Origin of the sequence: Nocardia shimofusensis NBRC 100134 (assembly GCF_001613125.1) — a bacterium.
In the GTDB taxonomy this organism is placed as follows: Bacteria; Actinomycetota; Actinomycetes; order Mycobacteriales; family Mycobacteriaceae; genus Nocardia; species Nocardia shimofusensis.
In genome coordinates, this window is sequence record NZ_BDBT01000023.1 from 81,415 (window position 1) to 104,201 (window position 22,787).

Annotated in this window: 21 protein-coding genes; 5 read left to right on the forward strand and 16 right to left on the reverse strand. The window is 70.4% G+C overall.

Going from position 1 to position 22,787, the window contains the following annotated elements; genetic code table 11:
- Nucleotides 1-143: 143 nt before the first annotated feature.
- The 6 genes from NS3_RS20535 to NS3_RS20560 form a co-directional block, all read right to left on the reverse strand.
- On the reverse strand, nucleotides 144-542 hold the full coding sequence (locus tag NS3_RS20535; protein ID WP_067862206.1) for a cold-shock protein: 399 nt from the start codon (nucleotides 540-542) through the stop codon (nucleotides 144-146).
- Between the two features lie 110 nt (nucleotides 543-652).
- On the reverse strand, nucleotides 653-1,276 hold the full coding sequence (locus NS3_RS20540) for a TetR/AcrR family transcriptional regulator (protein WP_067862209.1): 624 nt from the start codon (nucleotides 1,274-1,276) through the stop codon (nucleotides 653-655).
- A gap of 119 nt (nucleotides 1,277-1,395) precedes the next feature.
- Nucleotides 1,396-2,724: a pyridoxal-phosphate dependent enzyme gene (locus NS3_RS20545; RefSeq protein ID WP_067862212.1), complete on the reverse strand. Its 1,329-nt coding sequence runs from the start codon at nucleotides 2,722-2,724 to the stop codon at nucleotides 1,396-1,398.
- A complete protein-coding gene (locus NS3_RS20550) occupies nucleotides 2,724-4,181 on the reverse strand; it encodes a type III PLP-dependent enzyme domain-containing protein (protein WP_067862215.1) in 1,458 nt (485 codons plus the stop codon). The genes NS3_RS20545 and NS3_RS20550 overlap by 1 nt, the downstream gene beginning before the upstream one ends.
- On the reverse strand, nucleotides 4,178-5,512 hold the full coding sequence (locus tag NS3_RS20555) for a heavy-metal-associated domain-containing protein (protein WP_245649716.1): 1,335 nt from the start codon (nucleotides 5,510-5,512) through the stop codon (nucleotides 4,178-4,180). Before NS3_RS20555 ends, NS3_RS20550 begins: the two co-directional genes overlap by 4 nt.
- The gene (locus NS3_RS20560) at nucleotides 5,509-6,780 is read right to left on the reverse strand and encodes an aminotransferase class V-fold PLP-dependent enzyme (protein WP_067862217.1); all 1,272 of its coding nucleotides are present in this window, start codon (nucleotides 6,778-6,780) and stop codon (nucleotides 5,509-5,511) included. Before NS3_RS20560 ends, NS3_RS20555 begins: the two co-directional genes overlap by 4 nt.
- Nucleotides 6,781-6,928: 148 nt before the next feature.
- Here NS3_RS20560 and NS3_RS20565 point away from each other — a divergent pair, with 148 nt between their 5' ends.
- Both NS3_RS20565 and NS3_RS20570 read left to right on the forward strand, forming a co-directional pair.
- Complete coding sequence (locus NS3_RS20565) at nucleotides 6,929-7,357, forward strand: pyridoxamine 5'-phosphate oxidase family protein (RefSeq protein WP_067862219.1); 429 nt, start codon at nucleotides 6,929-6,931, stop codon at nucleotides 7,355-7,357.
- Between the two features lie 254 nt (nucleotides 7,358-7,611).
- Nucleotides 7,612-9,381: a hypothetical protein gene (locus NS3_RS20570; protein ID WP_174550499.1), complete on the forward strand. Its 1,770-nt coding sequence runs from the start codon at nucleotides 7,612-7,614 to the stop codon at nucleotides 9,379-9,381.
- 37 nt (nucleotides 9,382-9,418) lie between these two features.
- Here NS3_RS20570 and NS3_RS20575 read toward each other — a convergent pair whose 3' ends face one another.
- The 3 genes from NS3_RS20575 to NS3_RS20585 form a co-directional block, all read right to left on the reverse strand.
- The gene (locus tag NS3_RS20575) at nucleotides 9,419-9,853 is read right to left on the reverse strand and encodes a CBS domain-containing protein (protein ID WP_067862293.1); all 435 of its coding nucleotides are present in this window, start codon (nucleotides 9,851-9,853) and stop codon (nucleotides 9,419-9,421) included.
- 17 nt (nucleotides 9,854-9,870) lie between these two features.
- Nucleotides 9,871-11,298 (reverse strand): helix-turn-helix domain-containing protein, encoded by a 1,428-nt coding sequence (locus NS3_RS20580; protein ID WP_084495776.1) that lies wholly within the window; start codon nucleotides 11,296-11,298, stop codon nucleotides 9,871-9,873.
- 136 nt (nucleotides 11,299-11,434) lie between these two features.
- Nucleotides 11,435-11,626, reverse strand: a complete 192-nt coding sequence (locus tag NS3_RS20585) for a hypothetical protein (protein ID WP_067862221.1) — start codon at nucleotides 11,624-11,626, stop codon at nucleotides 11,435-11,437.
- 281 nt (nucleotides 11,627-11,907) lie between these two features.
- Between NS3_RS20585 and NS3_RS20590 the strand changes: the two genes are divergently transcribed.
- Both NS3_RS20590 and NS3_RS20595 read left to right on the forward strand, forming a co-directional pair.
- Complete coding sequence (locus NS3_RS20590; protein WP_067862295.1) at nucleotides 11,908-13,929, forward strand: MMPL family transporter; 2,022 nt, start codon at nucleotides 11,908-11,910, stop codon at nucleotides 13,927-13,929.
- A complete protein-coding gene (locus tag NS3_RS20595; protein ID WP_067862223.1) occupies nucleotides 13,926-14,768 on the forward strand; it encodes a sulfurtransferase in 843 nt (280 codons plus the stop codon). The genes NS3_RS20590 and NS3_RS20595 overlap by 4 nt, the downstream gene beginning before the upstream one ends.
- A gap of 168 nt (nucleotides 14,769-14,936) precedes the next feature.
- Here the strand turns inward: NS3_RS20595 and NS3_RS20600 are convergent, their stop codons facing one another.
- On the reverse strand, nucleotides 14,937-15,515 hold the full coding sequence (locus NS3_RS20600) for a TetR family transcriptional regulator (RefSeq protein ID WP_067862225.1): 579 nt from the start codon (nucleotides 15,513-15,515) through the stop codon (nucleotides 14,937-14,939).
- A 60-nt stretch (nucleotides 15,516-15,575) separates the two neighbouring features.
- Between NS3_RS20600 and NS3_RS20605 the strand changes: the two genes are divergently transcribed.
- Entirely contained in the window at nucleotides 15,576-16,241 is a 666-nt protein-coding gene (locus NS3_RS20605) for a class I SAM-dependent methyltransferase (protein WP_067862227.1), read from the forward strand.
- Nucleotides 16,242-16,275: 34 nt separating this feature from the next.
- Here NS3_RS20605 and NS3_RS20610 read toward each other — a convergent pair whose 3' ends face one another.
- The 6 genes from NS3_RS20610 to NS3_RS20640 form a co-directional block, all read right to left on the reverse strand.
- Complete coding sequence (locus NS3_RS20610) at nucleotides 16,276-17,319, reverse strand: prenyltransferase (RefSeq protein ID WP_067862229.1); 1,044 nt, start codon at nucleotides 17,317-17,319, stop codon at nucleotides 16,276-16,278.
- Nucleotides 17,306-18,037 (reverse strand): class I SAM-dependent methyltransferase, encoded by a 732-nt coding sequence (locus NS3_RS20615; RefSeq protein ID WP_067862231.1) that lies wholly within the window; start codon nucleotides 18,035-18,037, stop codon nucleotides 17,306-17,308. The genes NS3_RS20610 and NS3_RS20615 overlap by 14 nt, the downstream gene beginning before the upstream one ends.
- Nucleotides 18,024-19,343: a glycosyltransferase family 4 protein gene (locus NS3_RS20620; RefSeq protein ID WP_245649719.1), complete on the reverse strand. Its 1,320-nt coding sequence runs from the start codon at nucleotides 19,341-19,343 to the stop codon at nucleotides 18,024-18,026. Before NS3_RS20620 ends, NS3_RS20615 begins: the two co-directional genes overlap by 14 nt.
- 3 nt (nucleotides 19,344-19,346) lie before the next feature.
- Nucleotides 19,347-20,207 carry a TIGR03619 family F420-dependent LLM class oxidoreductase gene (locus NS3_RS20625; RefSeq protein ID WP_067862233.1) on the reverse strand — a complete coding sequence of 287 codons (861 nt, stop codon included), beginning with the start codon at nucleotides 20,205-20,207 and terminating at the stop codon, nucleotides 19,347-19,349.
- 71 nt (nucleotides 20,208-20,278) lie between these two features.
- Complete coding sequence (locus NS3_RS20630) at nucleotides 20,279-20,653, reverse strand: carboxymuconolactone decarboxylase family protein (protein WP_067862235.1); 375 nt, start codon at nucleotides 20,651-20,653, stop codon at nucleotides 20,279-20,281.
- Between the two features lie 241 nt (nucleotides 20,654-20,894).
- On the reverse strand, nucleotides 20,895-22,358 hold the full coding sequence (locus tag NS3_RS20640; protein WP_067862238.1) for a dihydrolipoyl dehydrogenase family protein: 1,464 nt from the start codon (nucleotides 22,356-22,358) through the stop codon (nucleotides 20,895-20,897).
- Nucleotides 22,359-22,787 lie beyond the last annotated feature (429 nt).

Consider the following 22,787-nt stretch of genomic DNA (forward strand, 5'->3'; position numbering starts at 1 on the left):
CTCGGGGCAGGTCCTCACCCATCACGGCGCTCACCCATCACGGCGCTCACCCATCGAGACGCCGTGGCGGGCGCGAATTCATCGCCCCGGCGGTCGGCTCGATGGTAGGCCGCCGGTCCGACAAGTCCGTGGATCTCGCCTGGCTAGTCGAGCCAGCCGTGTTCGGAGGCGAAGGCGGTCAGCCGCTCCCGGATGGTGAGGATCTCCCCGGCCGTGAGCGCGGGGCTGGCGTCGAGCAGCAGCTCGGTGATCAACCGCCGGTGTTCTTCGGCCGAGAGCTGACCGCCACCGCCGGAGCGCTCCTTACGCGCACGCGGCGACGGACCCGGGGCGCCGCCGACGGCGGTGAGATTGATCGCCTTGGGTCCGCGATCACCCTCGGTCATATCGAATTCGAATACCCGGCCCTGGCGCAGTTCGTCCTCGTCGAGCCCGATGTCGTTGACATGGACGAACACGTCCGGGCCGCCGTCTTCCGGCCGGATGAATCCGAACCCGCGTGAACTGTCGAACGACACCAATTTTCCGATGGACACCAACACCCGCTCCTCGCCGCCGCTGTCAGCTATGCGCCAACTCTAGCTATCGGGCAACTCTAACCCGCCATTTCCGGCGTTGTCGTTCGGCGAAGGCCGGATTCGTCTCCGGCGGGTCAGCGGTAAATCGTCCGGTAGGCGGTGAGGGTGGCCACGCAATGCTCGACGATCTGTTCCCTGGTGGCACGCAGCGAACCGTTCAGCCAGGCCGAGAACATGCCCGCATTTCCGCTGGCCATGCTCACCGCGGTCAGCCTGCGGCGGACCGGGTCCTCGATGTGGACGAACAGATGATCCTGGATCAACCGGGTGAACGCGGGCATCACCGCGATGGTGGTCTGACCGAGTCCGGTACTGGAATACGGCTCGACCAGGAACAATCGCGATTTGCGCGGATCGGCGAGCACTTTGTCCACCAGGATCTCGGCGAGCGCGCGGTCGCGGGAGGGATCGTCGGCATCGGTGAAGGCGGTCATCGGCCCGAGGAATTCATCGGCGACACTGCGATAGAGCACATCGAGCAGTTCGTCGCGACTGCTGAAACTCTCGTAGAAGTAACGGTCGGTGAGATTGGCGCGCCTGCACACCGCGCGCATGGTCACGCCCGCCGCCCCCGCCTCGCCGATCAGATCGAGCGCGGCGTCGAGCAGCGCCGCGCGGCGCGCCTCCCTGCGCTCGGTGAGCGTCGTCCCACCCCAGATGCGGGGACCGCCGCTCTCGGAATCCTGGCCTGTCTGCACCGGCCCAAGACTAGTGCCTGTGACCCGGACTGCCGGATACCCGGCTCGGCGACGGCCGCCGGGCTCGATCGTGCTCCGGGGCAGCGCGCGTGGGACTCGGCTGCCCGACCGGATCGGTGTCAGCCGCCCCGTTCGAGCGGCAGGCCGGCATCGCGCCAGCCGATGACACCCCCGTCCAGGCTTGCCGCGTCGTAACCCGCCCGGCGGGCGAGCACCGCGAAGCGCAGGGCGATTTCGCCCACGGGGCAGACGAAGACGATCGGGCGGGAGCGGGGGAACGGCATGCCCTGGGCGATCATGTCGGCGAGCTGATCGTCGCGGATGTTCACCGCGCCGGGCACGTGGCCGATCCGGTAGGCCATAGCGCCCCTGGTGTCGACGATCGTGAGGCGTTCGTCGCGATCGCGCCGCTCGAGCTCGGCGGGGGCGATCCGGGGGACAGCGGCGAGTTCGGCGTCGGTGGGCGGCGCGGGCCGATCGGGTCCGCCGAACAGGTCCGGGCGACGCTTGCGCAGATAGGACAGATACGGCTCGAGCCGGTCGCAGACGATGAAGACCGCGATCACCGGGTCACCGGGGTCACGCTCGGAAGCATCCTGTGCGCGCAGCGCTCGCATCGTCGCCGCGTAGGCGGCGCCGCTGGTGGGTCCGGCCAGCACGCCGTGGGTGGTGGCCAGGGTCAGCGTCGCCTCGATCGCGTCGGCGGATTCCACGGCCGCGATCCGGTCGTAGAACTCCGGCTGGAACAGCCCCACATCCCACATCTCGGTCTCGGACCGGATACCGGGAATGAAGTCCGACCGCGCCGACACCACGCCGATGGTCTGCAGATCCGGATTGCTCTTGCGCAGAAAGGTCGCCGCGCCGCGGGTGGATCCGGTGGTGCCCAGACCGCCGACGAGATAGTCGACGCGCTCGATGCCGCTCGCGGCGAGGTCGTCGTGGATCTCGCGGCCGGTACCCGCCCGGTGCGCTTCGATGTTCTTCTCGTTGGTGTACTGCGACAGATGGTGGAAGGCAGTGGGTTCGGCGGCCAGCGTCGACTCGATGACGGCATAGACATCGTTCGGGGTGGTCGGGTCGGGGCATTCGGACAGCCCGGGCAGCTCCACGATCTCGGTGCCGAGCAGGCGCAGCAGATCGCGTACCTCGGTCACCCTGATCCGGTTGGTGATCGCGCGCACTCCGATGCCCTCCATCGCGGCCAGCAGCCGCAGCGACTTGGCGGTATTGCCGCTGGAGGCCTCGATGAGGGTGCGGCCCTCGGCGCGCAGGCGAGGCAGCTCGTCGTGCAGCATGGCGGCGGCGACCCGGTCCTTGACCGAGCCGAACGGATTGTGCGACTCCAGTTTCGCGAACAGTTCGACGTTCGGCAGCCCGTGCCGGGCCGGATCCAGGCGCAGCAACGGCGTGTTGCCGATCAGTTCGGCGATGTGGTCGTAGCGCATCAGGACTCCTTCGGGAACTCGCGCGCGTGCTCGCCGGACAGCACGCCGTCGTCGGTATCCACGCGGAAGCCCCGCTCGGTGCCCACGACGACCACTTTGCGAGGGGGCAATCGCATCGACGCCGCGGCCGCCGACAGATCCATGTGATAGGCGGCGGTGTTCGGGAAGACGATCAGGTCGCCCGGTCGCGGCAGGCCGGGCAGGTGCACCCGGTGATTGGTCACCATGTCGCGCTCGAGACACAGCCCGCCCGCGAAGAACACCCCCGCGGGCGGCCCGGTGAGCGGGGCCGACCTCGGCACGACCAGCGGATCGACCATCACCTCCTGGTCGGCGGGGGTCACCGCGTCGCGACTGAGATCGAGATGGACCAGGGGCGTGCCGTCGCCGAGTTCCTTGGTGAACTCGACCCCGGCGACGGTGACGCCCGCGTGGTCGACCAGGGCCTTGCCCGGTTCGAGCCACAGTTCGAGCAGATTGTCGGCCAGCACCCGGGCCAGCGGACGGTGGTCGTGCTCGGGCAGTTCGGCGGCCAGCAGTTCGGCGAGCATGTCGGCCGCGGTGACGGTGTTGCCGTATTTGTGGAACACCGGAGTGCCGTGCGTGGCGCCGGATTCGATGTGATAGCCGAAGGTATGCCCCGCCCAGGCCAGTGGCTCGCCGCGCCCGGCCAAGCCCTCGCGCAGCGCGCGGACATAGGCGTCGAACCGGTCGGCGTCGGCGGTGAACACCTGCCGCAGGCCGCCGCCGATATCGATCACGGTGGGGGCCAGGCCCCGCGCATGCGCACGCTCGATCAGGCCCAGACACGTCTGCGCGGCCCGCACGCGGTCGCCGACGGCGCCGGAATCGAGGTGGAAGGCGAAGCCCAGCAGTCGAATTCGCGAGCCCGCGGAGGCGAGCGTGGTCAGCGCTCGGTCGATCAGGGCGAGCGGGATACCGAAGCGGCTGAAAGGGGTGCCCGGCAGTTCCCCGACCCGCAGCAGCACCGCCACCGGGTCGCCGCCTGGGCGCTCGGCGCGAGTGATCCGGTCGATCAGGTCCAGTTCCCACAGATTGTCGACATTGATCGTGACACCCGTCTGCAGCGCGATACGCGTGAACGCCTCGCCTTTCGGGCCGGTCACCTCGATCTTCTCGGGTGCGAACCCGGCCCGTGTGGCGCTGTCCAGTTCCCCGGGCGAGGCGACATCGATTCCGATCCCCGCGCGACGAGCCGTCAGTGCCAGCGCCGCGGACTGATTCGCTTTGTGCGCGTAGAACATCCGGTAACGCACCCGTTCCCGGTCGAGCACGGCGCGCAGCGCCCGCACGTTCTCGTCGAAAACCTGCGGGAAGATCAGATGCACGGGCGTGCCGTGGTGCGCGAGGGCGCCCGCGAGTCCGTCGCGGTCGGCCAGGAACGCGCCGACCAGCGCAGGCAGCAGTGCGGGCAGCGCGGGAGGCCCCACGCTCATATCGCGTTCTCGGCGGCTGCCGCGGGCGGGGGCGCGGAAACCGGGTTGTAGCCGCCGTCGCGCAGCACGTCGAAGACCCGAGCCCGATTGCGCGGACTGCGGAACTCCGCGACCACGCGCTTGCTCGCCAGATCGATCTCGGTCACCGGCACGCCCATGGACTCCAGGGTCGCGGTGATGGTGCGTACGCAGTGCTGACAGCTCATGTCCGGCACGTGGAAGATCCGGTCCTCGGCGTCGATCGGAGCGTCCGACAGCGTGGCCGGGTCGATGCGGCCTTCGGTGATCCGGCACCGGTCCAGCACCGCGCAGAACGTGTCGACGAAGCGATCGACCACCAGCGGCAGCAGTGTGTAGTGCCTGCCCTCGAGCTGGTGCGGCATGGCGGCCAGGCACGACGGGCGGGTGCCGGGCGGCAGCAGCGCGTACTGGCGGGAGATGAGGTCGAGGTCTTCGTGGTATCTGTCGATGGCCTCGGCCACCGAGAGCCCCTCGACCGTGGTCGCACGGCGCATGACGGTGTGCGCCTCGGCGATGGTGGCGTCCTTCATGGCGCGCAGGGTCGCCACCGTCTCGGCGGTGTAGCGGACGCTGCCGTCGGGCCGGCAGGCCAGCGTCACCGGGATCATGCCGCGCCGGTAGGTCGAGGCCTGCAGCTCCCAGTACCAGCGGGTCGCGACCGCGGTGAAGATGCCCGAATCGCGCAGTCCCCGAGCCAGTTCGGCGGCCGACCGGTACGGGGTGCGTCGCGCCGGCAGCGCGTGCTGGGCCAGCGTGCGGGCTGCCGCCTCGACGCCGACGCGCAAGATCTCCATCGGCTCGTGATCGGTGGTGGTGCCGAGCAGCACGGCGTGTGAGCGGGCGTCCAAGCCCCCGATCCGCGCGGCGAGTGCGGTGTCGGCCTCGAGCGCGTGCCACAGCACGAGCACCGCTTCCCTGGCGGCGATCGGCACGATCGGACCGAGGCCGTCGGCGCGGTAGTGCCCGGTGTTGGGGATGCCGTCGCTGTCGGTCCAGGTCAGCCGATGCGTGGCGGTGGTGACCTGCTCGGGCCTGCACGGGCGCATGAAGCGCTCCAGGTACAGCCGCTGCGAGGTGGTCAGATGGCTGTCGGGCTCGGAACGCACCGTCGCGCTGACGAACTCGATGTCGCGATGGCCGACCGGACTCTGCGGCGCGCCGAACAGACCCGGTTCGGCCAGCCGGGCGAGAACCTGCGAGGCCGCCCGGCGGTCGTAACGTGGCAGGTCGGTCCGGTGCGGGGCCGTGCTGCTGGCGGAACCGGCACTGCCCGCGGGGTCGGCGCTGCGGTGGGGGACGGTGCTGCTCACGTGATCTCCTCGGCGATGGACGCGACACAGGCGGTGAAACGGTCGACCTCCTCGACCGTCGTGTAGATCTGGGTGCTCACCCGGACCGAGTCACCCGCGGCGTCCGGCTCGGGTGGCCGAACGCAATGGGCGCCGGTACGCACCAGGAAGCCGTGCTCGGCGAGGACGAATCCCAGATCCTGCGAGCCGATCCCGTCGAGGGTGAACGAGACGATTCCGTAGCCGGGCGAGATCGTGCCCGTCACCGTGTGTGCGGGTCCCGGCAGGAACCGGATGCCGCGAATCGGGCGCAGCCGGTCCACGACGCGCCGGGTGAGTCCGCGATTGTGCTCGGCGATCACCCGCCGGTCCAAGGAATCGAGCACCTCGAGTGCGCTGCCGAGCGCGAGGATGCCCGGGATGTTCGGGGTGCCTCCTTCGAGCAGCCGCGGCATACCGGTCGATTCGAGCCCGGCGGCGGTCAGCCGCACGCCGGTGTCGCCGCCCGGCAGGAAGGGCAGCAGCCGGTCGTGGACCCGGCGGGCGCAGTACAGCACGCCCGTTCCCGGCGTGCCGAACATCTTGTGCGCGGCGAAGACGGCGAAGTCCGCGCCGAGCGTGCGCACGTCGACCGGCACGTGCCCGCCGCTCTGGCTGCAGTCCACGCACAGCAGCGTCTCCGGGGGCAGGCTCGCGCGCAGCCGCGCCACATCGGTGAGCCCGCCGTAGACGTGGTGCAGGTGGGCCACGGTCACCAGCCGGGTGCGCGGGCCGGTCGCGGCGGCGATGTCGTCGATATCGGCGGTGCCCTGCGGTGTCGTGCGGTAGGGGACCAGGTCGATCCGGCGGCCCGTCCGGGCGAGCAGGGTGCGCAGATGATGCCAGGGCAGCACGTTCGAGGCGTGATCGAGCGGGTTGAACAGGATCTGGTCGCCGTCGCGGAGTTCGGGCAGGGCCCAGCACAGGGCCACGGCGTTGAGCGCGGCGGTCGCGCCGGAGGTGAAGACGATCTCGTCGGGGTGCGCGCTCCCGACGAACGTCGCCGTGTGCGCACGGATCTCGGTGATCCGGGTGGCCAGGCGCGAGGACCACGGATAGGAGCCGCGTCCGGCGTTGGCGGTGGCCCGGCGGTGGTAGTCGGTGACGGTCTCGATCACCGGACGAGGTTTCTGGGTTGTCGCTGCGCTGTCGAGATAGATGTCGGTGGTGCCGAGGGCGGGGAACAGGTCGCGGACATCGGACCGCCGCGGGCCGGTGGACAGCGCCGAACCTGGCGTGGACGTCTCCACCGCGACCCTCCCTCCGACCACCGGGCGGACTCGATCCACGATACGCACCGAATGTCCGGCGCTCGAAGGTTTCTGGCAGACAACATTTTTCGGTGCGGGAGCGCGTGGTTTCGCCGTGATGTCGTACCCCGCGCCTACACTCGCGCCCATGCCGTTGAGCCAGGAAGAACGTCAGGAATTCCTCGCCGCGCCGCATGTGGCGGCGCTGTCGGTGACCGTGGCCGGGCGCGGCCCGCTGGTCGTGCCGATCTGGTATCAGTACGAACCCGGTGGCCGGGTCTGGGTGCTGACCGGTCCCGACTCGACCAAGATGCGTCACATCCGGGAGGCGGGCCGATTCTCGCTGATGGTGCAGCAGGAGACGCCGACCGTGCGCTATGTCAGCGTCGAGGGCCCGGTCACCGAGGTCGCCCCGATGACCGACGCGCACCATCGGGAGATGGTCTCCCGGTACCTGCCGCCGGACAAGGTCGACGCCTATCTCCGGATGGCCGAGAGCTTCGGTCCGCAGGTGGTGGTCTCCATGCGGCCACAGCGTTGGCTCTCCGCCGATCTGGGTGCGATCGTGGACATGTGACACCTGGCGGTCGATACCGCCGTCGACCCCGCATGAAGCGGTGATCGACATGTCGGGTCGCGGCGTCGAATGCTCGTGCGGCAGTCACGGGTGAGAAGCGGTGAGCGCAGGCGAGGCCTTGCGCCGGCGGATCCGACCGGGGAAGGGGCGTGTGGGTGCGAGCGGTTGCGGCGACAGACACCCGTGGTGAACTCGCCGAATCCGGGCAAACGTCGTCGCGACATCGCCCGGCGCCGCTCTCCGCCCGGCGGGTGATGGTCACGGCGGGATGTCTCATCGCGCTGCAGCTGGCGATTCGCGCGGCGGTCGCCTTCTCCGGGGATTTCTACTGGGACGATCTGATCCTGATCGGTCGATCGGGACAGACGCCGCTGCTGTCGCGGGAGTTCCTGTTCTACGACCACGACGGTCACTTCATGCCCGCGGCGTTCGCGCTCGCGTGGATGTCGACGACCCTGGCGCCGTTGAACTGGACGGTGCCCGCGGTGACGATGCTCGTAGGGCAGGCGCTCGCGTCGCTGGCGGTGCTGCGGGTGTTGCGCCTGGTGCTGGGTGCGCGGCCGGCGGTGTTGCTGCCGTTGGCGTTCTACCTGTTCTCGCCGCTCACACTGCCGTCGTTCGCGTGGTGGGCGGCCGCTCTGAATTCGTTGCCGTTGCAGATCGGTCTGGCGTGGGTGGCCGGAGACGCGATCCTGTTGTGTCGCGGCGGGCGTCGCCGTTTCGCGGTCTCCGGCGCCGTGGTCGCGGCGGTGTCGCTGGCGTTCTTCGAGAAATCGGTGCTCGTGCCGCTGGTGGCGTTCGCGACCGTGGCGCTGATGTATCGAGTGGACGGGGTGCCGCGACCGCTGCGCACGACACTCGTGCGCGGACGCGCGCTGTGGATTCCGCTCGTGGTGGTCGTCGTGTCGTGGGCGGCGGCGTACCTGCACTTCGCGGCCCCTCGGTCGGCCGGGCCCACCGTCGCGGAGGCGGCCGAGCTCGCGCATCGCGCCACCTCGCTGGGGCTGGTGCCGACCCTGCTCGGCGGTCCCTGGACGTGGGAGCGGTGGCCGCCGAGCCCGCCGTGGGCGACCCCGCCGGTCGTCCTGGTCGTCCTCGGGTGGTCGGCTGTGGCCGCAGCCGCGGTCTGGTCCCTGCGGTATCGGCAGCGAACCGCCGCCGTCTGGGCGATGCCGGTCGTCTACGTCGCGCTGTCCGAAGCATCGATGATCCTGGTGCGTACCGGCCCCGACACCGCGGACGAACTGGGGCAGACACTGCGCTACGTCGCCGACAGCGCGGTCCTGCTCGCGATCGGCTGGGCACTGATCGCCCGCGCTCCGCGCCGCACGACGGTGCGCCCCCTGCGCCCCCTACCCTGCCCTCGACGGCAATCCGTCGTGGTCGTGGTCGCGGTCGCGGCATTCGTCGTGAGCAGCCTGTGCTCGACCGCGACATTCGTGCAGCGCTGGCGTGACAACCCGACGGTCGAATATCTCGCGAACGCGCGGGCGGCGCTCGCCGCCGACCGGAGCACCCCGATCCTGGACCACCCGGTGGCGATCCACATCCTGCTGCCGGTCGCGTACCCGCACAACAGCGTCGGCTACATCTTCGGTCCGCTCCGCGAACGCCCGGAGTTCCGGCGGTCCACCGAGGTCCTGCGCGTGTTCGACGATTCCGGCAGGCTCGTTCCGGCCGCTGTCACCTCGACCCGCACCCTCGGGCAGGGGCCGGTACCCGGCTGCGGTCACCGCGTCGCGGGCGGGTCGGTGGAGTTGCCGTTGGGCGGGCCGCTCATGGACTGGGAATGGGCGGTGCAACTGAACTACTTCGCGAACACCGACGGCGAGGTCGATCTCGGTCTCGACGGCAGCGACGACACCGTGCGGGTGCCCGTCCGCGCCGGTCTCCACCGGGTGTTCGTGCGGCTGCTCGGTGCGGGGCAGGCGCTGCGTGTGCGGACCGTGACACCCGGGCTGACACTGTGCGTCGGCAACGGTCCTGTCGGTGTGGTCGTGCCGACGCCCGACGCGGGATCGTGAGCGGTCCTGGCCGGAGAACCGTCCCCGGAGCCGCCGATCAGTACCCGCCCTCGACGTAGTCGACCAGCAGTTGCCGTTCGGTGGCGAGTTCGTCGATGGCGCTCTTGACCACATCGCCGATGCTGACGATGCCCGCCAATCTGCCGTCGCTGACGACCGGCAGGTGCCGGACCCGGTGTTCGGTCATGACCTGGCGCAGATCGTCGACATGGTCGTCGGGGGCGCAGGTCTGTACCCGAGTGGTCATGAGCGTCCCGACGGGGGTGTCCAGCAGGCCCGCGCCGTGCTCGTGTAGTCCGCGTACCACGTCACGCTCGGACACGATGCCCGCGATCACCCCGTCGCCGGGGGAGACGACCACCGCGCCGATATCGTGCTCGGCCAGGATGCCGAGCAGTTCGCGCACCGTCGTGGCAGGCACGACGGTGGCGACCGCGCTGCCCTTCCTACGCAAGATCTCCGCTATACGCATCTGTTCACCATCCAGACTCACGGGGGTTCCAGCATCTCGCTTCCCCGTGCCGGTGACCAGCACGAAACGGCATCGGGTGCCGTCGCGCGTCCTCTCGGCCCGGCGCGGTCGAGGTCGCGGGCGAGCAGGGCGGCGGTGGCCCGGGCGATGCCGGTGGCGGTCGCCAGGTCCATGCCGGTGAGCTGGACGATCCGTCGCAGCCGGTAGTCGACGGTGTTGGGGTGCACGAACAGCTGCCGCGCGGTACGCCTGCGGTTCATGTCGTTGCGCAGATAGGCGCGCGCGGTGTCGAACAGTTCGGGATGGGCGTCGAGCGGATCGAACAGGCGCGCCAGCTGCCTGCCCGCGGGCCCGCCCCGGGTGAGCTGATACTCCATCGCCAGGTCGGCCAGCCTGTAGAAGCCGGGGCCCCGCCCGGCGACGCGCGCCACCTCGAGCAACTCGTGCGCCTGTTCGGCGGCCTCGGGCACCTGGCCGGCCTCGGCGAGGACCGCGGCCGCCGACAGCGCGATCTCGGCCGCGGCGGACAGTTCGGCCAACAGTTCGGCGGTGAGTTCGGCGGTGAGTTCGGGCCCGTCGCCGCCGCGCGGCAGCTGTGTTCCGCCGCCGCGCGGCAGCTGTGTTCCGCCGCCGCGCGGCAGCAGCAATGTTCCGCCGGTGGGCGACAGCAGCGCGGGCACCTGTGCGCCGAAGACGACCGAGACCGCCGAGTGCAGCCTGCGCAGGGCGCGACCGGCCGTGGTCGGCGCGTCGTATCTGTCGTCGCGATCGTCGGGGTGCGCGGGAGCCGACAGCGCGACCACCTGATAGGACTCCGCGATCGGCAGGCCGGCATGCCGGGCGACAGCGGAACCGGCCTGCCCGCTCAGCAGCGCCGAGGCCAGGGTGTGCGCCGAGGCGTGACGCTCGCGGGCCAGGTGCCGATCCTCGTCGACGTAGGCGTCGCAGACCACGGCGGTGACCGTACGCAGCAGTTCCAGCATCAGGTCGGTGGCGTCGAGCACCTCGCCCGCGTTCCCGGCCGCCGTGCGCGCGGTGGCCGACTCCAAGGCCGTGCGCAGCCCCGCCTGGCACGCGCGCAGGACCGCGCTCAACGGCAGACCGTCGCCTGCCCATCGTGCGGCGGCCTCGCCGAACCAGCCGAGATCCTCTTCGCCGGGCGCTTTCCCGTCGTCGAACACCTGCGCGGCCACCGTGCGACAGAACCGGTCCACCTCGGCGACACCGGCGGACCCGGAGATCCCGGAGGTCCCGGAGGTCCCTGTGACAACGGAGGCCGCGCCCGTGCGCCCGACCGCACCGGATGAGCCGATCCGAGGCGTGCTCGCCGAGAGCCGCCCCGGCGTTCGGGCGGCGCGACGGTCGGGGCCGGGAAGCGGGACCGATGCGCCGCCGCTCCTGCCCGCTGATGGTTCCGGCGGAAGATCCGGCACGGCGATACTCATAGGTGTGTGCTCCCACTACCACCTCGGACACGCGACGACCGGGCCCGAATCGAGCCTCACTATAGGAAAACAATTCCGGCCGCGGGCCGCTTCGGCGAGATCGAGCGCGGCGGGACGGCGTCGGCGAGCCGCCGGATCAGCCGGCTTCGGTGACGGTGGCGCCGCGGATCTCGCGCTCGATCGCCAGTGCGGCATAGTGCTGACCGGACTCGTGTAGCTGGGCGATCCGGCGTTGTAAGGCCTCGGTGCCGTAGGCTGCGGCGACATCGGCGATGCCCAGACGACGGGAACGCTCGGGATGTGGTGAATGGTGAAGTGGCTGATTCATGACGCCTGGCCTTCTGCGGGTGTGAAGCTCCCCTGTTTCCCGAAATCCTAAGGGTCGCCTTTCTCCGAGTGCAAGTGCATCTGCATGAACACATGTGTGCGCAAATGGCTTTCGACAGGGCCGCCGACACGCCGACACACCAGCGAGGGTCCTGAGAATCGCTCTCAGGTAGTTCTGACAGGCTGTTGATCGTGAAACCTGGAGATCGGTTCGCCGCAGCTGTCACCGGTCGGCGGTCCTGGCTGGTGCTGCTGTTGGTGTTTCTCGCGTCCGGAGCCCTGATGGGCCTGGCCGGCTCCAACGAGTCCGCAGGGGCCGGGCCGACCTCGCTGCCCCAGTCGAGCGAGTCCGCTCGCGTGCAGCGCATGGTCGAAGAATTCCCCGGCGGCCGGAACACCGCCGCGATCGTGGTGTTCGACCGGCTCGACGGCGAGCAACTCACCGATTCCCAGCTGTCCGCCGCGACCGGGGCGGTGGCGGCGATCCGCGCCGAGACCGGCGGCCAGGCCGGTGGCCCGCCCGCCGATCTGACCATCTCCGAGGACCGGATGGTCGCGCTCGGCCAGATCCCGGTGTCGTCAGAACTCAGCGGCGCCCCGCTCAACGACGAGGTCGAGCGCCTGCGCACGCTCGCCGAGGAACGCGCGCCCGACGGGCTGCGCACCCAGATCACCGGCGGTCCCGCCTTCGGCGCCGACATCGCCAACGCCTTCGCCGGCGCCGATGTCACCCTGCTGCTGGTCACCGCGTCGGTGGTCGCGGTGCTGCTGATGCTGACCTATCGCTCGCCCGTGCTGTGGCTGGTGCCGCTGCTGGTGGTCGGTCTGGCCGACCGTATCGCCGTGAGTCTCGGTGTGCTGCTTGCCCGGGTCACCGACCTGAGCTTCGACGGCTCGACCTCCGGCATCACCAGCGTGCTCGTCTTCGGCGCGGGCACCAACTACGCACTGTTGCTCATCTCGCGCTACCGCGACGAACTGCATCGCCACGAGAACCATCGCGACGCCCTGCGCCGGGCCGTGCGCCGCTGCGGGCCCGCCATCGTCGCCAGCAATGTGACCGTCGTCCTGGCGCTGCTCACCCTGCTGCTGGCCGCGCTGCCCAACACCCGCAGTCTCGGTCTGATGGCGGCGGCCGGCGTGATCACGGCCGCGCTGTTCGTGCTCACCGCGCTTCCCGCCGCGCTGGCACTGTGCGGCCGCCGGGTGTTCTGGCCCTTCATCCCGGCCGTCGACGGCACCGACAACGCCGGTTCCGGCGCCTGGTACAAGCTGGCCGACCGCGTGGTGCGCAGGCCCGCGCCGGTCGCCGCGGGCGCCCTGGCCGCCCTGCTGCTCTGCGCGGCGGGCCTGCTCGGCACCGATGTCGGTCTGTCGCAGTCCGACCAGTTCCGGGTGCGCGCGGAATCGGTGGACGCGCTCGACACCCTGGCGGCGCACTTCCCCTCCGGCGCCTCCGATCCCACCATCGTGCTGGCCCGCACCGAGGCCGAGGCGGATGTCCAGCGCGCGCTCGACGCCGAGCCCGGCGTCTCGCGAGCCGTGCCGACCGGCCCGCCGCACGAGGGCACGACCCGCTGGGCGGTGACCCTCGACGCGCCTCCCGCTTCCCAGGAGGCCTTCGACACCATCGATGACCTGCGCGCCCGGCTGGGGGAGGTTCCCGGCGCCGAGGCGTTGGCCGGCGGTAGCGACGCGAAGCAACTCGACACCGCCGAGGCCGCGCGGAAAGACCAGCTGCTGGTCATCCCGTTGATCCTCGCCGTGGTCTTCAGCGTGCTGCTGGCGCTGCTGCGAGCGGTGCCAGCGGCGCTGGTGCTCATCGGCGTAACCGTGCTCAGCTCCCTGGCCGCCATCGGTCTGGGCAGCCTGGTCAGCGAACACATCTTCGGCTTCCCCGCCCTGGACACCACCGTCCCGCTGTTCGGCTTCCTGTTCCTGGTCGCCCTCGGCGTCGACTACACGATTTTCCTGGTGACCCGCGCGCGGGAAGAAGCCCTCGATCACGGCACCGCCCGCGGCATCGTGCGCGCGGTCTCGGCGACCGGCCCGGTGATCACCAGCGCGGGCATCGTGCTGGCGGCGGTGTTCGCCGTGCTCGGCGTGCTGCCGCTGATCACTCTGACCCAGCTCGGCATCATCGTCGGCATCGGCATCGTCCTGGACACCTTCGTCGTGCGCACCGTCGTCGTCCCCGCGCTGTTCGCCCTCATCGGCCCCCGCATCTGGTGGCCTGCCGACCTCGCCGAGCCCGAATCCGTGCGCGCAGAGCGGGAAATCAGCACCACGACAGGAACACGATGACCATCATCACCGCCACCGAACTCGCCGATCTGCTGGCCACCGACGCCCCCGTCCGCCTGCTCGACGTCCGCTGGGCGCTGACCCGGCCCGACGGCAGGGAAGCCTTCGCCGACGGTCACATTCCGGGCGCGGTGTACGTCGACCTCGAGACGGAATTGAGCGATCCCTCCGTCACCGGCCGCGGCCGTCATCCGCTGCCGTCGGGTCGTGACCTGCAGGCCTCGCTGCGGCGCTGGGGGATCGACGACGGTGACACCGTCGTGGCCTACGACGACTGGAACCGCGCGGGCTCGTCGCGGGCCTGGTGGGTGCTGCGCGCCGCGGGCCTGACCGATGTGCGCATTCTCGACGGCGGTCTGGCCGGCTGGCTGGAAGCGGGCGGGTCCGTTCAGTACGGCCGCGCGGCGGAACGCACCGGATCGGTCACCGTCGCCCACGACGACCTGTACGCGGGCGCGCTGCCGGTACTGACCGCCGCCGAAGCCGCGCAGATCGCCGCGAACGGCATCTTGCTGGATGCCCGTGCGCCCGAACGCTTCCGGGGCGAGCTGGAACCGGTAGACCCGATCGCGGGGCACATCCCCGGCTCGGTGAACCTCCCCTCCACCCGTGTGCTGCACGAGGACGGCGGATTCGTCGAGCCCGAGAAGCTGCGGGAGCGATTCGCCAGACGCGGCGTGGACGGCGCGACCCCGCTGGGGGCCTACTGTGGATCCGGCGTGACCGCAGCCGTTCTCGTCGTCGCCGCCGCGTCGGCCGGCATCGATCTCGCCCTGTTCCCCGGCTCCTGGTCGCAGTGGTCCTCGGACCCGGACAACCCGGTCGCGACGGGCGAGTAATCGCGCAGCCGGCGACAGGGCCGCACCCGCTCGGCATCGACGACCGAGCCGAGTCGGTCTCGCTGTCGAGGCGGTCTCGCGTCGGGTCGGACCGCGAGCCCGCTCTCGGCCCGGAGCCGAGAGCGGCCCCGCCCGCGTTCGCCCGATCGAGTGGGGGAGCGTGCCCGGTCAGCGCAGGACGCGCAGTGCCGAACGTTCGATCCGGTCGGCGATATCGGTGTAGGACTCGTGGCCCATGCCCGCCCGCATGAGGGCTCCGGCGTAGACGAGTTCGAGCGACTCCACGATCTCGGGATCGGGGTCGGGGGCCAGCGCGGTGGTGATGCGCGCGCGGATCTCCAGGCCGATCCGCGTGCGCAGATGCTGCACATCCGCATCGTGACTGAGCAGTGCGCTGGTCACCGCCCCGGACAGCTCCGGCTCACCGGCCACCAGCAGGGCGATGTTGCGCAGTTCCGCCACCACTCGGGCGGTGCGCTCGGCTTCGGGTGCGACCGGGCTCGGCGAGGCGTGCAGTCGCCGCCAGAAGATCTCGGCGACCAGATGCTCCTTGGAGGAGAAGTAGGTGTAGGCGGTGGCCGCCCCGACCCCCGCCTCGGCGGCCACGATCCGGATGGTCATGCCGCTGTAGCCCGCCCGCCCCAGTACGGTGAGCGCGGCCTTGGTCAATTTCTCGACCGTGTCCGCCTGTTTGCCGCTGAGACGCCGGCGAGTCGCCTCGAGCGTCTTGGAATTGCGTTCGGACATGTGTCTGGATGCTACTATCGGCGTTCTTGAACAGCAATATTCGAGGGAGCACGGTCGTTCATGACGCAGCAGTCCACGTCGCAACTCGGCGCCGCGTCCGCGAAGTCGGACGAGGAACTGTTCCAGCTCTCCCGCGGGGTCCGGGGATTCCTCCCCGAGGACGAGGGGCAGGCGTTGCACGACGCGATTCTGCGCTATTCCTCGGGCGGTCCGATTGTCGAAATCGGCACCTACTGCGGCAAATCCACGATTCTGGTCGGCGCGGCGGCGCGGGCCCGCGGTTCGGTCGTCTACACCGTCGATCACCACCGCGGTTCCGAGGAACACCAGCCCGGCTGGGAATACCACGACACCAGCCTGGTCGACCCGGAGACCGGCTGTTTCGACACCCTGCCGGAATTCCGCCACGCGATCCTGCGCGCCGGACTCGGCGAGACCGTCGTCGCGCTGGTCGGATCCTCGCGGCAGTTGTCCTCGGTCTGGGGCGCACCGCTGGACTTCCTGTTCATCGACGGCGGCCACACCGAAGAAGCCGCCCAGAACGACTATTCCGGTTGGGCGAAGTTCGTCGCCGCGGGCAAAGCGCTGGCGATCCACGATGTGTTCCCCGACCCGGCCGACGGCGGCAGGCCCCCGTACAACATCTACCGCCGCGCGCTCGACAGCGGTGAGTTCCGCGAGGTCGGCGCGACCGGATCGCTGCGGATCCTCGAACGCATCCGCTGAGCGGTCCGCGGCCGACCGTGCGCCGGTGCTCGGATCAGGCCCCGACGCCTACGGGGACGGGCAGCGTGAGGGCGCGGAAGAGTCCGTTGGCGGGCGTGGTCCGTGACAGCGCGTCGGCGGCCAGCACGACCGCCGCGGCCGTCCAGGTGGTCCGCTCTTCGGGCCAGCGCTTCCCGTCGGCGAAAACCAGTCCGGTCCAATAGGAACCGTCGCTCTCGCGCAGATGCTGCATGGCCGCGAACAATCGGTGCGCTCGGTCGGCGTCGCCGATCGCGTCCAATGCCAGCACCAGCTCGCACGTCTCGGCCCCGGTCACCCACGGCCGGTCCGCCACACAGCGGATGCCGATATTGCCGACCACGAACTCCTCCCAGCGCGCATCGATGCGGGCCACCGCGGCGGGTCCACGCAACGCGCCGCCGAGCACCGGGTAGTACCAGTCCATCGAGTAACGGTCCTTCGGCGTGAAGAGTTCCGGTCGCGACCGCAGCGCCGCACCCAGCCGGGCCTGCGCGCTCGCCCACTCCGGGTGCGGGTCGTTCATCGCCTCCGCCAGCGCGACGGCACAGCCGAGACTGTGGTGGATGCTCGCGCATCCGGTCACCAGTGCCTCCGCCATCGGGCCGTGTTCGCTTCCCGCCCAGGGGATCTGACCGTCCGGGCCGCTCAGTGCCAGCACATGCTCGATGCCCGCGCGCACCGTCGGCCACATCTCGGCGGCGAAACCCAGATCGCCGGTGCACAGTGTGTGGTGCCAGACACCTGTCGCGAGATAGGCGCAGAAGTTGGTCTCGGAATTGGCGTCCTCGATCACCCCGTCCCGGAACTGCCTCGGCCACGACCCATCCGGCCGCTGGGTCCGGGCCGACCAGCGGTAGGCCGCCACGGCCTCGTCCCGGAACCCGGTGATCGACAGCGCCATCGCCGATTCCACGTGATCCCACGGATCGGTGTGGCCGCCGGGAAACCACGGGATGGCGCCCGAGGATTCCTGCGCGGCCGCGATCGACTCCCCGGTCCGCAGGCACTGTTTCCGCGTCAGTGCCAGTGGGACACTCGGGAGTTCAGACGACCGCACGTTGCACCGCCGGCTTGGCGAAGTACAGCGCGACGCTCTTACCGATGAGCGGATCCAGCAGGGTCTCGGCCACCCGGGTCACCGCGGGCCGCGACATCATGTCCCACACCAGCATCTTGTGGTATGCCCGCACCAGCGGGTTGTTCTCGTTGTTCACTCCGACCGCGCACTTGAGCCACCAGTACGGCGCGTGCAGCGCGTGCACGTGGCTGCTGCGCACGAAACGCAATCCGCGCCCGGCGATCTTGTCGCGCAACTCGCCGGCGCGATAGATCCGCACGTGCCCGCCCTCGTTGCTGTGGTATTCGGTCGACAACGCCCAGCACACCCGCTCGGGCAGCCAGCGCGGCACCGTCACCACGAGATCGCCGCCCGGTTTCAGCACCCGAGCCAGCTCGGCGATGGCCTGATCATCGGCCGGGACGTGCTCGAGGATCTCCGAGGCGATGACGATGTCGAAGTGGTTGTCCGGGTAGGGCAGTGCCAGCGCGTCGCCGCGCACGGTGCGCGCCGTCGCGCCCGCGGGCGCCTCTCCGGCCTGGGCCATCGCCTCGAACATCGTCTGCACACCGGCCAGATCCTCGGTGTTCAGATCGAAGGCGATGATGTCGGCACCGCGCCGGTAGGCCTCGAACGAATGCCTGCCCGCGCCACAACCGACGTCGATCACCCGTGTGCCCGGGGCGATGCGGAGTCGGTCGAAGTCAACGGTCAGCACGGTGATCCTCCTGTGTGCGCTGAATGTGCGATGTCGCCTGAATGTGCGGGGAGCTGGGGACTTCCGATTGCGGCGCGCCGTTCGCGCGGGCGATGGCGCGCTGGTAGATCCGGGTGGTCTGCGCGGCGACCGACTCCCAGCCGAACACCGCCACCGCCCGCTCGCGGCCCGCCCGCGACATCTCCGCCCGGCGCAGCGGCGCGTCGAACAGCGCGCCGAGCGCGGCGGTCAGTTCCTCGGCGTCGCCGGGAGTGATCAGGTCGGCGCACACGCCGGGCTCGCCCACGACCTCGGGCAGCGCGCCCGCCCGGCTCACCACCAGGGGGGTCCCGCTGGCCATCGCCTCCACGGCGGGCAGTGAGAATCCTTCGTAGAGCGAAGGGATGCAGGCGATCTCGGCAGAGGCCAGCAGCTCGGCGAGCTCGTCGTCGCTGAGTCCGGAACGGACCGTGACGATGTCGGACAGACCCAGTTCGGCGATCAGCTTCTCGGTCGGGCCCTCCGGCTCGAGCTTGGCGACCAGTTGCAGCTCGATCTTGTGGGTCACCCGCAGCCGCGAGCAGGCGCGCAGCAGATGCGAGACGCCCTTGAGCGGCTTGTCGGCGCTGGCCACCGCGACGATGCGGCCGGGCACCCGCGGTTGCGGGCGCGGGGCGAACAGGTCGGTGTCGACGCCCAGCGGCACCACGCTGAGCTGTCCCGGATCGACGCCGAAATCGGCCACGATATCGGTGGCCGAGGAACTGGAGACGGTGACCAGCTCGGGGATGCGCCGCGCCACCCGCTTCTGCATGCCGAGGAAGCCGTACCAGCGGCGCACCAACGGTTTCCGGCGCAGCGGCGCGGCCGCCAGGTCGACGGCGAGATCGCGGGTGATGGGGTGGTGCACGGTGGCCACCACCGGCAGGAACTCGGCGATGTCGAGCAGCCCGCTGCCCAGGCACTGATTGTCGTGCACCACGTCGAACTCGTCGGCGCGTTCGGCCAGCAACCGCGCGGCGCGCAGGCTGAAGGTGCGCGGTTCGGGGAAGCCCGCTGTCCACATGGTGGCGACCTCGAGCACGTCGATGCGGTCGCGGATCTCCGAGAGCCGGGGCGTGCGGAACGGGTCGGGCTCGCGGTAGAGATCCAGGCCGGGCACTTCGGTCAGGCGAACGCGCGGATCGAGATCCTCCGGATACGGTTGTCCCGAAAAGACTTCCACCTCGTGACCGAGCTCGGCCAGTCCGGCGCTGAGTTTACGGACGTAGACGCCCTGTCCGCCGCAGTGTGTCTTGCTCCGGTAGGACAGCAGGGCGATGCGCACGGTTCAGTGTCCTTCCCCGGCCGGTACGGCCAGCTTGGCGGCGAGACGCTCGAGGTAGGCCCGTACCTGGTCCTCGGGCTTATCGGGCAAACCGTACAGTACGTCGGTCACGCCCGCAGCGGCCCAATCCGCGAGACGCTGCGCGTCCGGCTTCATGTCCAGCGCGACGACCCTCGGAGCCCCCTCGCGCCCGGCGTCGGCCCAGATCTGTTGCAGCAGTGCGAGCCGGTCGGTGACGTCGGTTTCGCCCGGGGTGGTGATCCATCCGTCGGCGGACTTCGCGATCCACCGGAATGTCTTCTCGGTGCCGCCCGCGCCGATCAGTACCGGCACGTTCCGGCGCACCGGTTTCGGCCATGCCCAGCTCGGGCCGAAGGACAGGAACTCGCCTGAGTACTCGGCCTCGTCGTCACGCCACAGCGCGCGCATGCCCTCCAGGTACTCGCGCAGCACGGTCCGGCGTTTGCCCGCGGGCACCCCGTGATCGGTGAGTTCGTCGGTGTTCCAGCCGAATCCGGCGCCGAGCAGGACGCGACCGCCGGACAGGTGGTCCAGTGAGGCGATGGTCTTGGCCAGCGTGATCGGGTCGCTCTCGGTGGGCAGCGCCACCGCCGTCGCGAGTTCGATCCGTTCGGTGACCGCGGCGGCCGTCGCCAGCGCCACCCAGGGGTCGAGGGTGCGCATGTAGCGGTCGTCGGGCAGCGATGCATCGCCGGTGCCCGGATGCGCGGCCTCGCGCTTGACCGGGATGTGGGTGTGTTCGGGGACGAAGAACGAGTGGAAGCCGTTGTCCTCGGCGGCCCGCGCCGCCGCGGCGGGGGTGATGCCGCGGTCGCTGGTGAAGAGGACGATGCCGTAGCGCATGATCGCTGCCTTGTCTGTGCGTGGTCCCGGCCGATCGGGGGCCGGGTCGAGAGGGGCCGGCGGAGAGTGGGTCAGGCTGGGTCGAGTGCGGCGGTGACGACCGCGTCGAGCCCTTCGCCGGGCACGGAGCCGAGGTGGTCGCCGAGGAAGCGGGCGGCCTCGCGCAACTGCTCCTGGCTCAGCTCCCCGTTGTGCAGCGCGGCACCCACCTGGATGCCCGCCACGTCGAACATTCCGCCGGCCGCGAGCGCGCCGAGCAGCAACAGCCTGCGATCCCGCAGGGTGAGTCCGGGGCGGGACCAGATACCCGCGAAGAGGTGGTCGGCGGTGATCGCGAACAGCTCGTCCGGGCCGTCGGCGAAGTCGAAGCCGTAGACCTCGCCCATCTTCGCCAGCCCGCGCGCCCGCGTCTCGGACCGCTGCTCGGCCGGTTGTGCCCCGCTCATGACCGCGTGTCCGGCACGAAGACGGTGCTGGGGGAAGAACGCCGCATGCGTGGCTCCTCGAACTCGATCGTGCGAACGGTCTGCCGCGGCGCGGCGGCGGGCCCCTCCGAACTGTCTGGACAGGTGTTCGGAATATAGTCCGATTCGATCATGGACCGCAAGAACGTGTTCCTGTTTGCGGTGTTCACAGTACCCGGTCGGACCATCGCCGGACGTGTCGAGGTACCAGCCCTCGCGGTGGTCAGGCGCCGACGCGGGAATGCTGTTCGTCGCGATAGGTTTCCAGCAGCCGCAGCCAGACTTCGCTGATGGTCGGGAACGACGGCACCGCGTGCCAGAGCCGGTCGAGTGGGATCTCCCCGGCGACGGCGACTGTCGCCGAATGCAGCAGTTCGGCGACGCCCGGCCCGGCGAAGGTCGCGCCGACGACCACGCGACGGCGCGGATCGATCAGTATCCGGGCGTGGCCGCGATACGCCGGGTCGTACTGCATCGCGCCGGAGACCCGGCCGAGGTCGTAATCGACCACGTCGACCTCGAGTCCGGCGCGCGCGGCGTCCTCGGTGGTGCGGCCGACGGTGGCGATCTCCGGGTCGGTGAACACGACCTGCGGTACGGCCAGCCGGTCGGCGGTGCTCGCGTGCCGTCCCCAGTCGGCGGTGTCGAGCGCGTTCCCGCGCGCCCGGTCGGTGATGGCCGCGCTCGCGATGCGCGCCTGGTACTTGCCCTGATGGGTGAGCAGCACGCGGTGATTGACATCGCCCACCGCATACAGCCAATCGCCCGCGATCCCGGTCGCGGTGCAGGTGTCGTCGATGTCGATCCAGTCGCCCGGGGTCAGCCCGACGGTGTCGAGGCCGATGTCCTCGGTGCGTGGTGCGCGCCCGGTCGCGAAGAGGAGTTCGTCGGTGACGAGGTGGGTGTCGTCGCCGAGCGTGACGTCGATGCGGTCGCCCGGCCCGCCGGACCGTTCGGCGGAGGTGACGGTGGCGCCGAATCGCAGGTCGACGCCGGATTCGCGCAGCCGCTCGGTGACCAGATCCGCGGCGAAGGTCTCGACGCGGGGCAGCAGTCGCTCGCCGCGGACGACGACGGTGACCCGCGAACCCAGGGCCCGCCATGCGGTCGCCATCTCGGTGGCGACCACGCCGCCGCCGACCACGATCAATCGGCTCGGCACCCGGCGTGCGCTTGTGGCCTCCCGACTGGTCCAGATGCGCACGCCGTCCAGGCCCGGCAGGGCGGGCACGGCGGCGCGCGAGCCGGTGCACACGGCCACCGCGTGCCGCGCGGTGAGCCGCACCTCGCCCCCGGGGGTCTCGACCCTCACCTGGCGTGGCCCGGCGATCCGGCCGAAGCCGCGGACGAGCGCGATGTTCGCGGATTCGAGCCATTCGGCCTGCCCCTGGTCGTCCCAGCCGGAGACCATGGCGTCGCGGTGTGCCAGGACGGCCGGGGCATCGAGCGGTCCGGTGACCATCGTGTCGACGCCGGGCAGGCGGGTTGCCTCGGCGCGCAACAGTGCCGGGCGCAGCAGCGCTTTGCTGGGGACGCAGGCCCAGTACGAGCATTCGCCGCCGATGAGTTCGGACTCCACGACGACGGTGCTCAGGCCGGCGGCGGCGGTCCGGTCGGCGACATTCTCGCCCGCCGGGCCTGCTCCCAGAACGATGACGTCGTAGGTCTCGGCGATCTCGTCTGTCATGACTGCGCTTTCGGGACGGGTGGGTGGTTTCGGGGTGAACCGGTGCTGACGGAACGGATCGACGCTCGGGACGGAAGGGATGGCGGTCGGGCGGTGCGCCGCGGCGCTGCCCGGGGAACCGGTCGTTGCTGTCGGGGTCGTGAAGGCGGCGAGACAAACCGTAGTCCCCGCTCGGGGGATGTGCCCGGTGACGCGCTGTGGATCCGTTCGCCCGCCGCTCGCGGTCGCGGGAACGTGTTCCGGTTCCGGCGCCGGCGGGCCGGTTGCCGCGATCGCCTGCGTATCGACCGGGGGAGGGGTTTCATGGAAGTGTTCGCGGTGCCCATTGTTATGGAATGGTGTCGATGGTACTGTCCAGACACATGTCCAGCTATCTGTCTCCACGGCGCGTCACGGGGATGCCCGGCGGGAAGAACCTGTTATCGAAAT

Bases quoted from the DNA above. Each gene is read 5' to 3' on its own strand.
- NS3_RS20590 (WP_067862295.1), top strand. From the start codon at position 11,908: ATGGGCCTGGCCGGCTCCAACGAGTCCGCAGGGGCCGGGCCGACCTCG.
- NS3_RS20545 (WP_067862212.1), bottom strand. From the start codon at position 2,724: ATGCGCTACGACCACATCGCCGAACTGATCGGCAACACGCCGTTGCTG.
- NS3_RS20580 (WP_084495776.1), bottom strand. From the start codon at position 11,298: ATGAGTATCGCCGTGCCGGATCTTCCGCCGGAACCATCAGCGGGCAGG.
- NS3_RS20600 (WP_067862225.1), bottom strand. From the start codon at position 15,515: ATGTCCGAACGCAATTCCAAGACGCTCGAGGCGACTCGCCGGCGTCTC.
- NS3_RS20605 (WP_067862227.1), top strand. From the start codon at position 15,576: ATGACGCAGCAGTCCACGTCGCAACTCGGCGCCGCGTCCGCGAAGTCG.
- NS3_RS20625 (WP_067862233.1), bottom strand. From the start codon at position 20,207: ATGCGCTACGGCATCGTCCTCTTCACCAGCGACCGCGGCATCACCCCC.
- NS3_RS20565 (WP_067862219.1), top strand. From the start codon at position 6,929: ATGCCGTTGAGCCAGGAAGAACGTCAGGAATTCCTCGCCGCGCCGCAT.
- NS3_RS20575 (WP_067862293.1), bottom strand. From the start codon at position 9,853: ATGCGTATAGCGGAGATCTTGCGTAGGAAGGGCAGCGCGGTCGCCACC.
- NS3_RS20630 (WP_067862235.1), bottom strand. From the start codon at position 20,653: ATGAGCGGGGCACAACCGGCCGAGCAGCGGTCCGAGACGCGGGCGCGC.
- NS3_RS20640 (WP_067862238.1), bottom strand. From the start codon at position 22,358: ATGACAGACGAGATCGCCGAGACCTACGACGTCATCGTTCTGGGAGCA.
- NS3_RS20595 (WP_067862223.1), top strand. From the start codon at position 13,926: ATGACCATCATCACCGCCACCGAACTCGCCGATCTGCTGGCCACCGAC.
- NS3_RS20585 (WP_067862221.1), bottom strand. From the start codon at position 11,626: ATGAATCAGCCACTTCACCATTCACCACATCCCGAGCGTTCCCGTCGT.
- NS3_RS20570 (WP_174550499.1), top strand. From the start codon at position 7,612: ATGGTCACGGCGGGATGTCTCATCGCGCTGCAGCTGGCGATTCGCGCG.
- NS3_RS20550 (WP_067862215.1), bottom strand. From the start codon at position 4,181: ATGAGCGTGGGGCCTCCCGCGCTGCCCGCACTGCTGCCTGCGCTGGTC.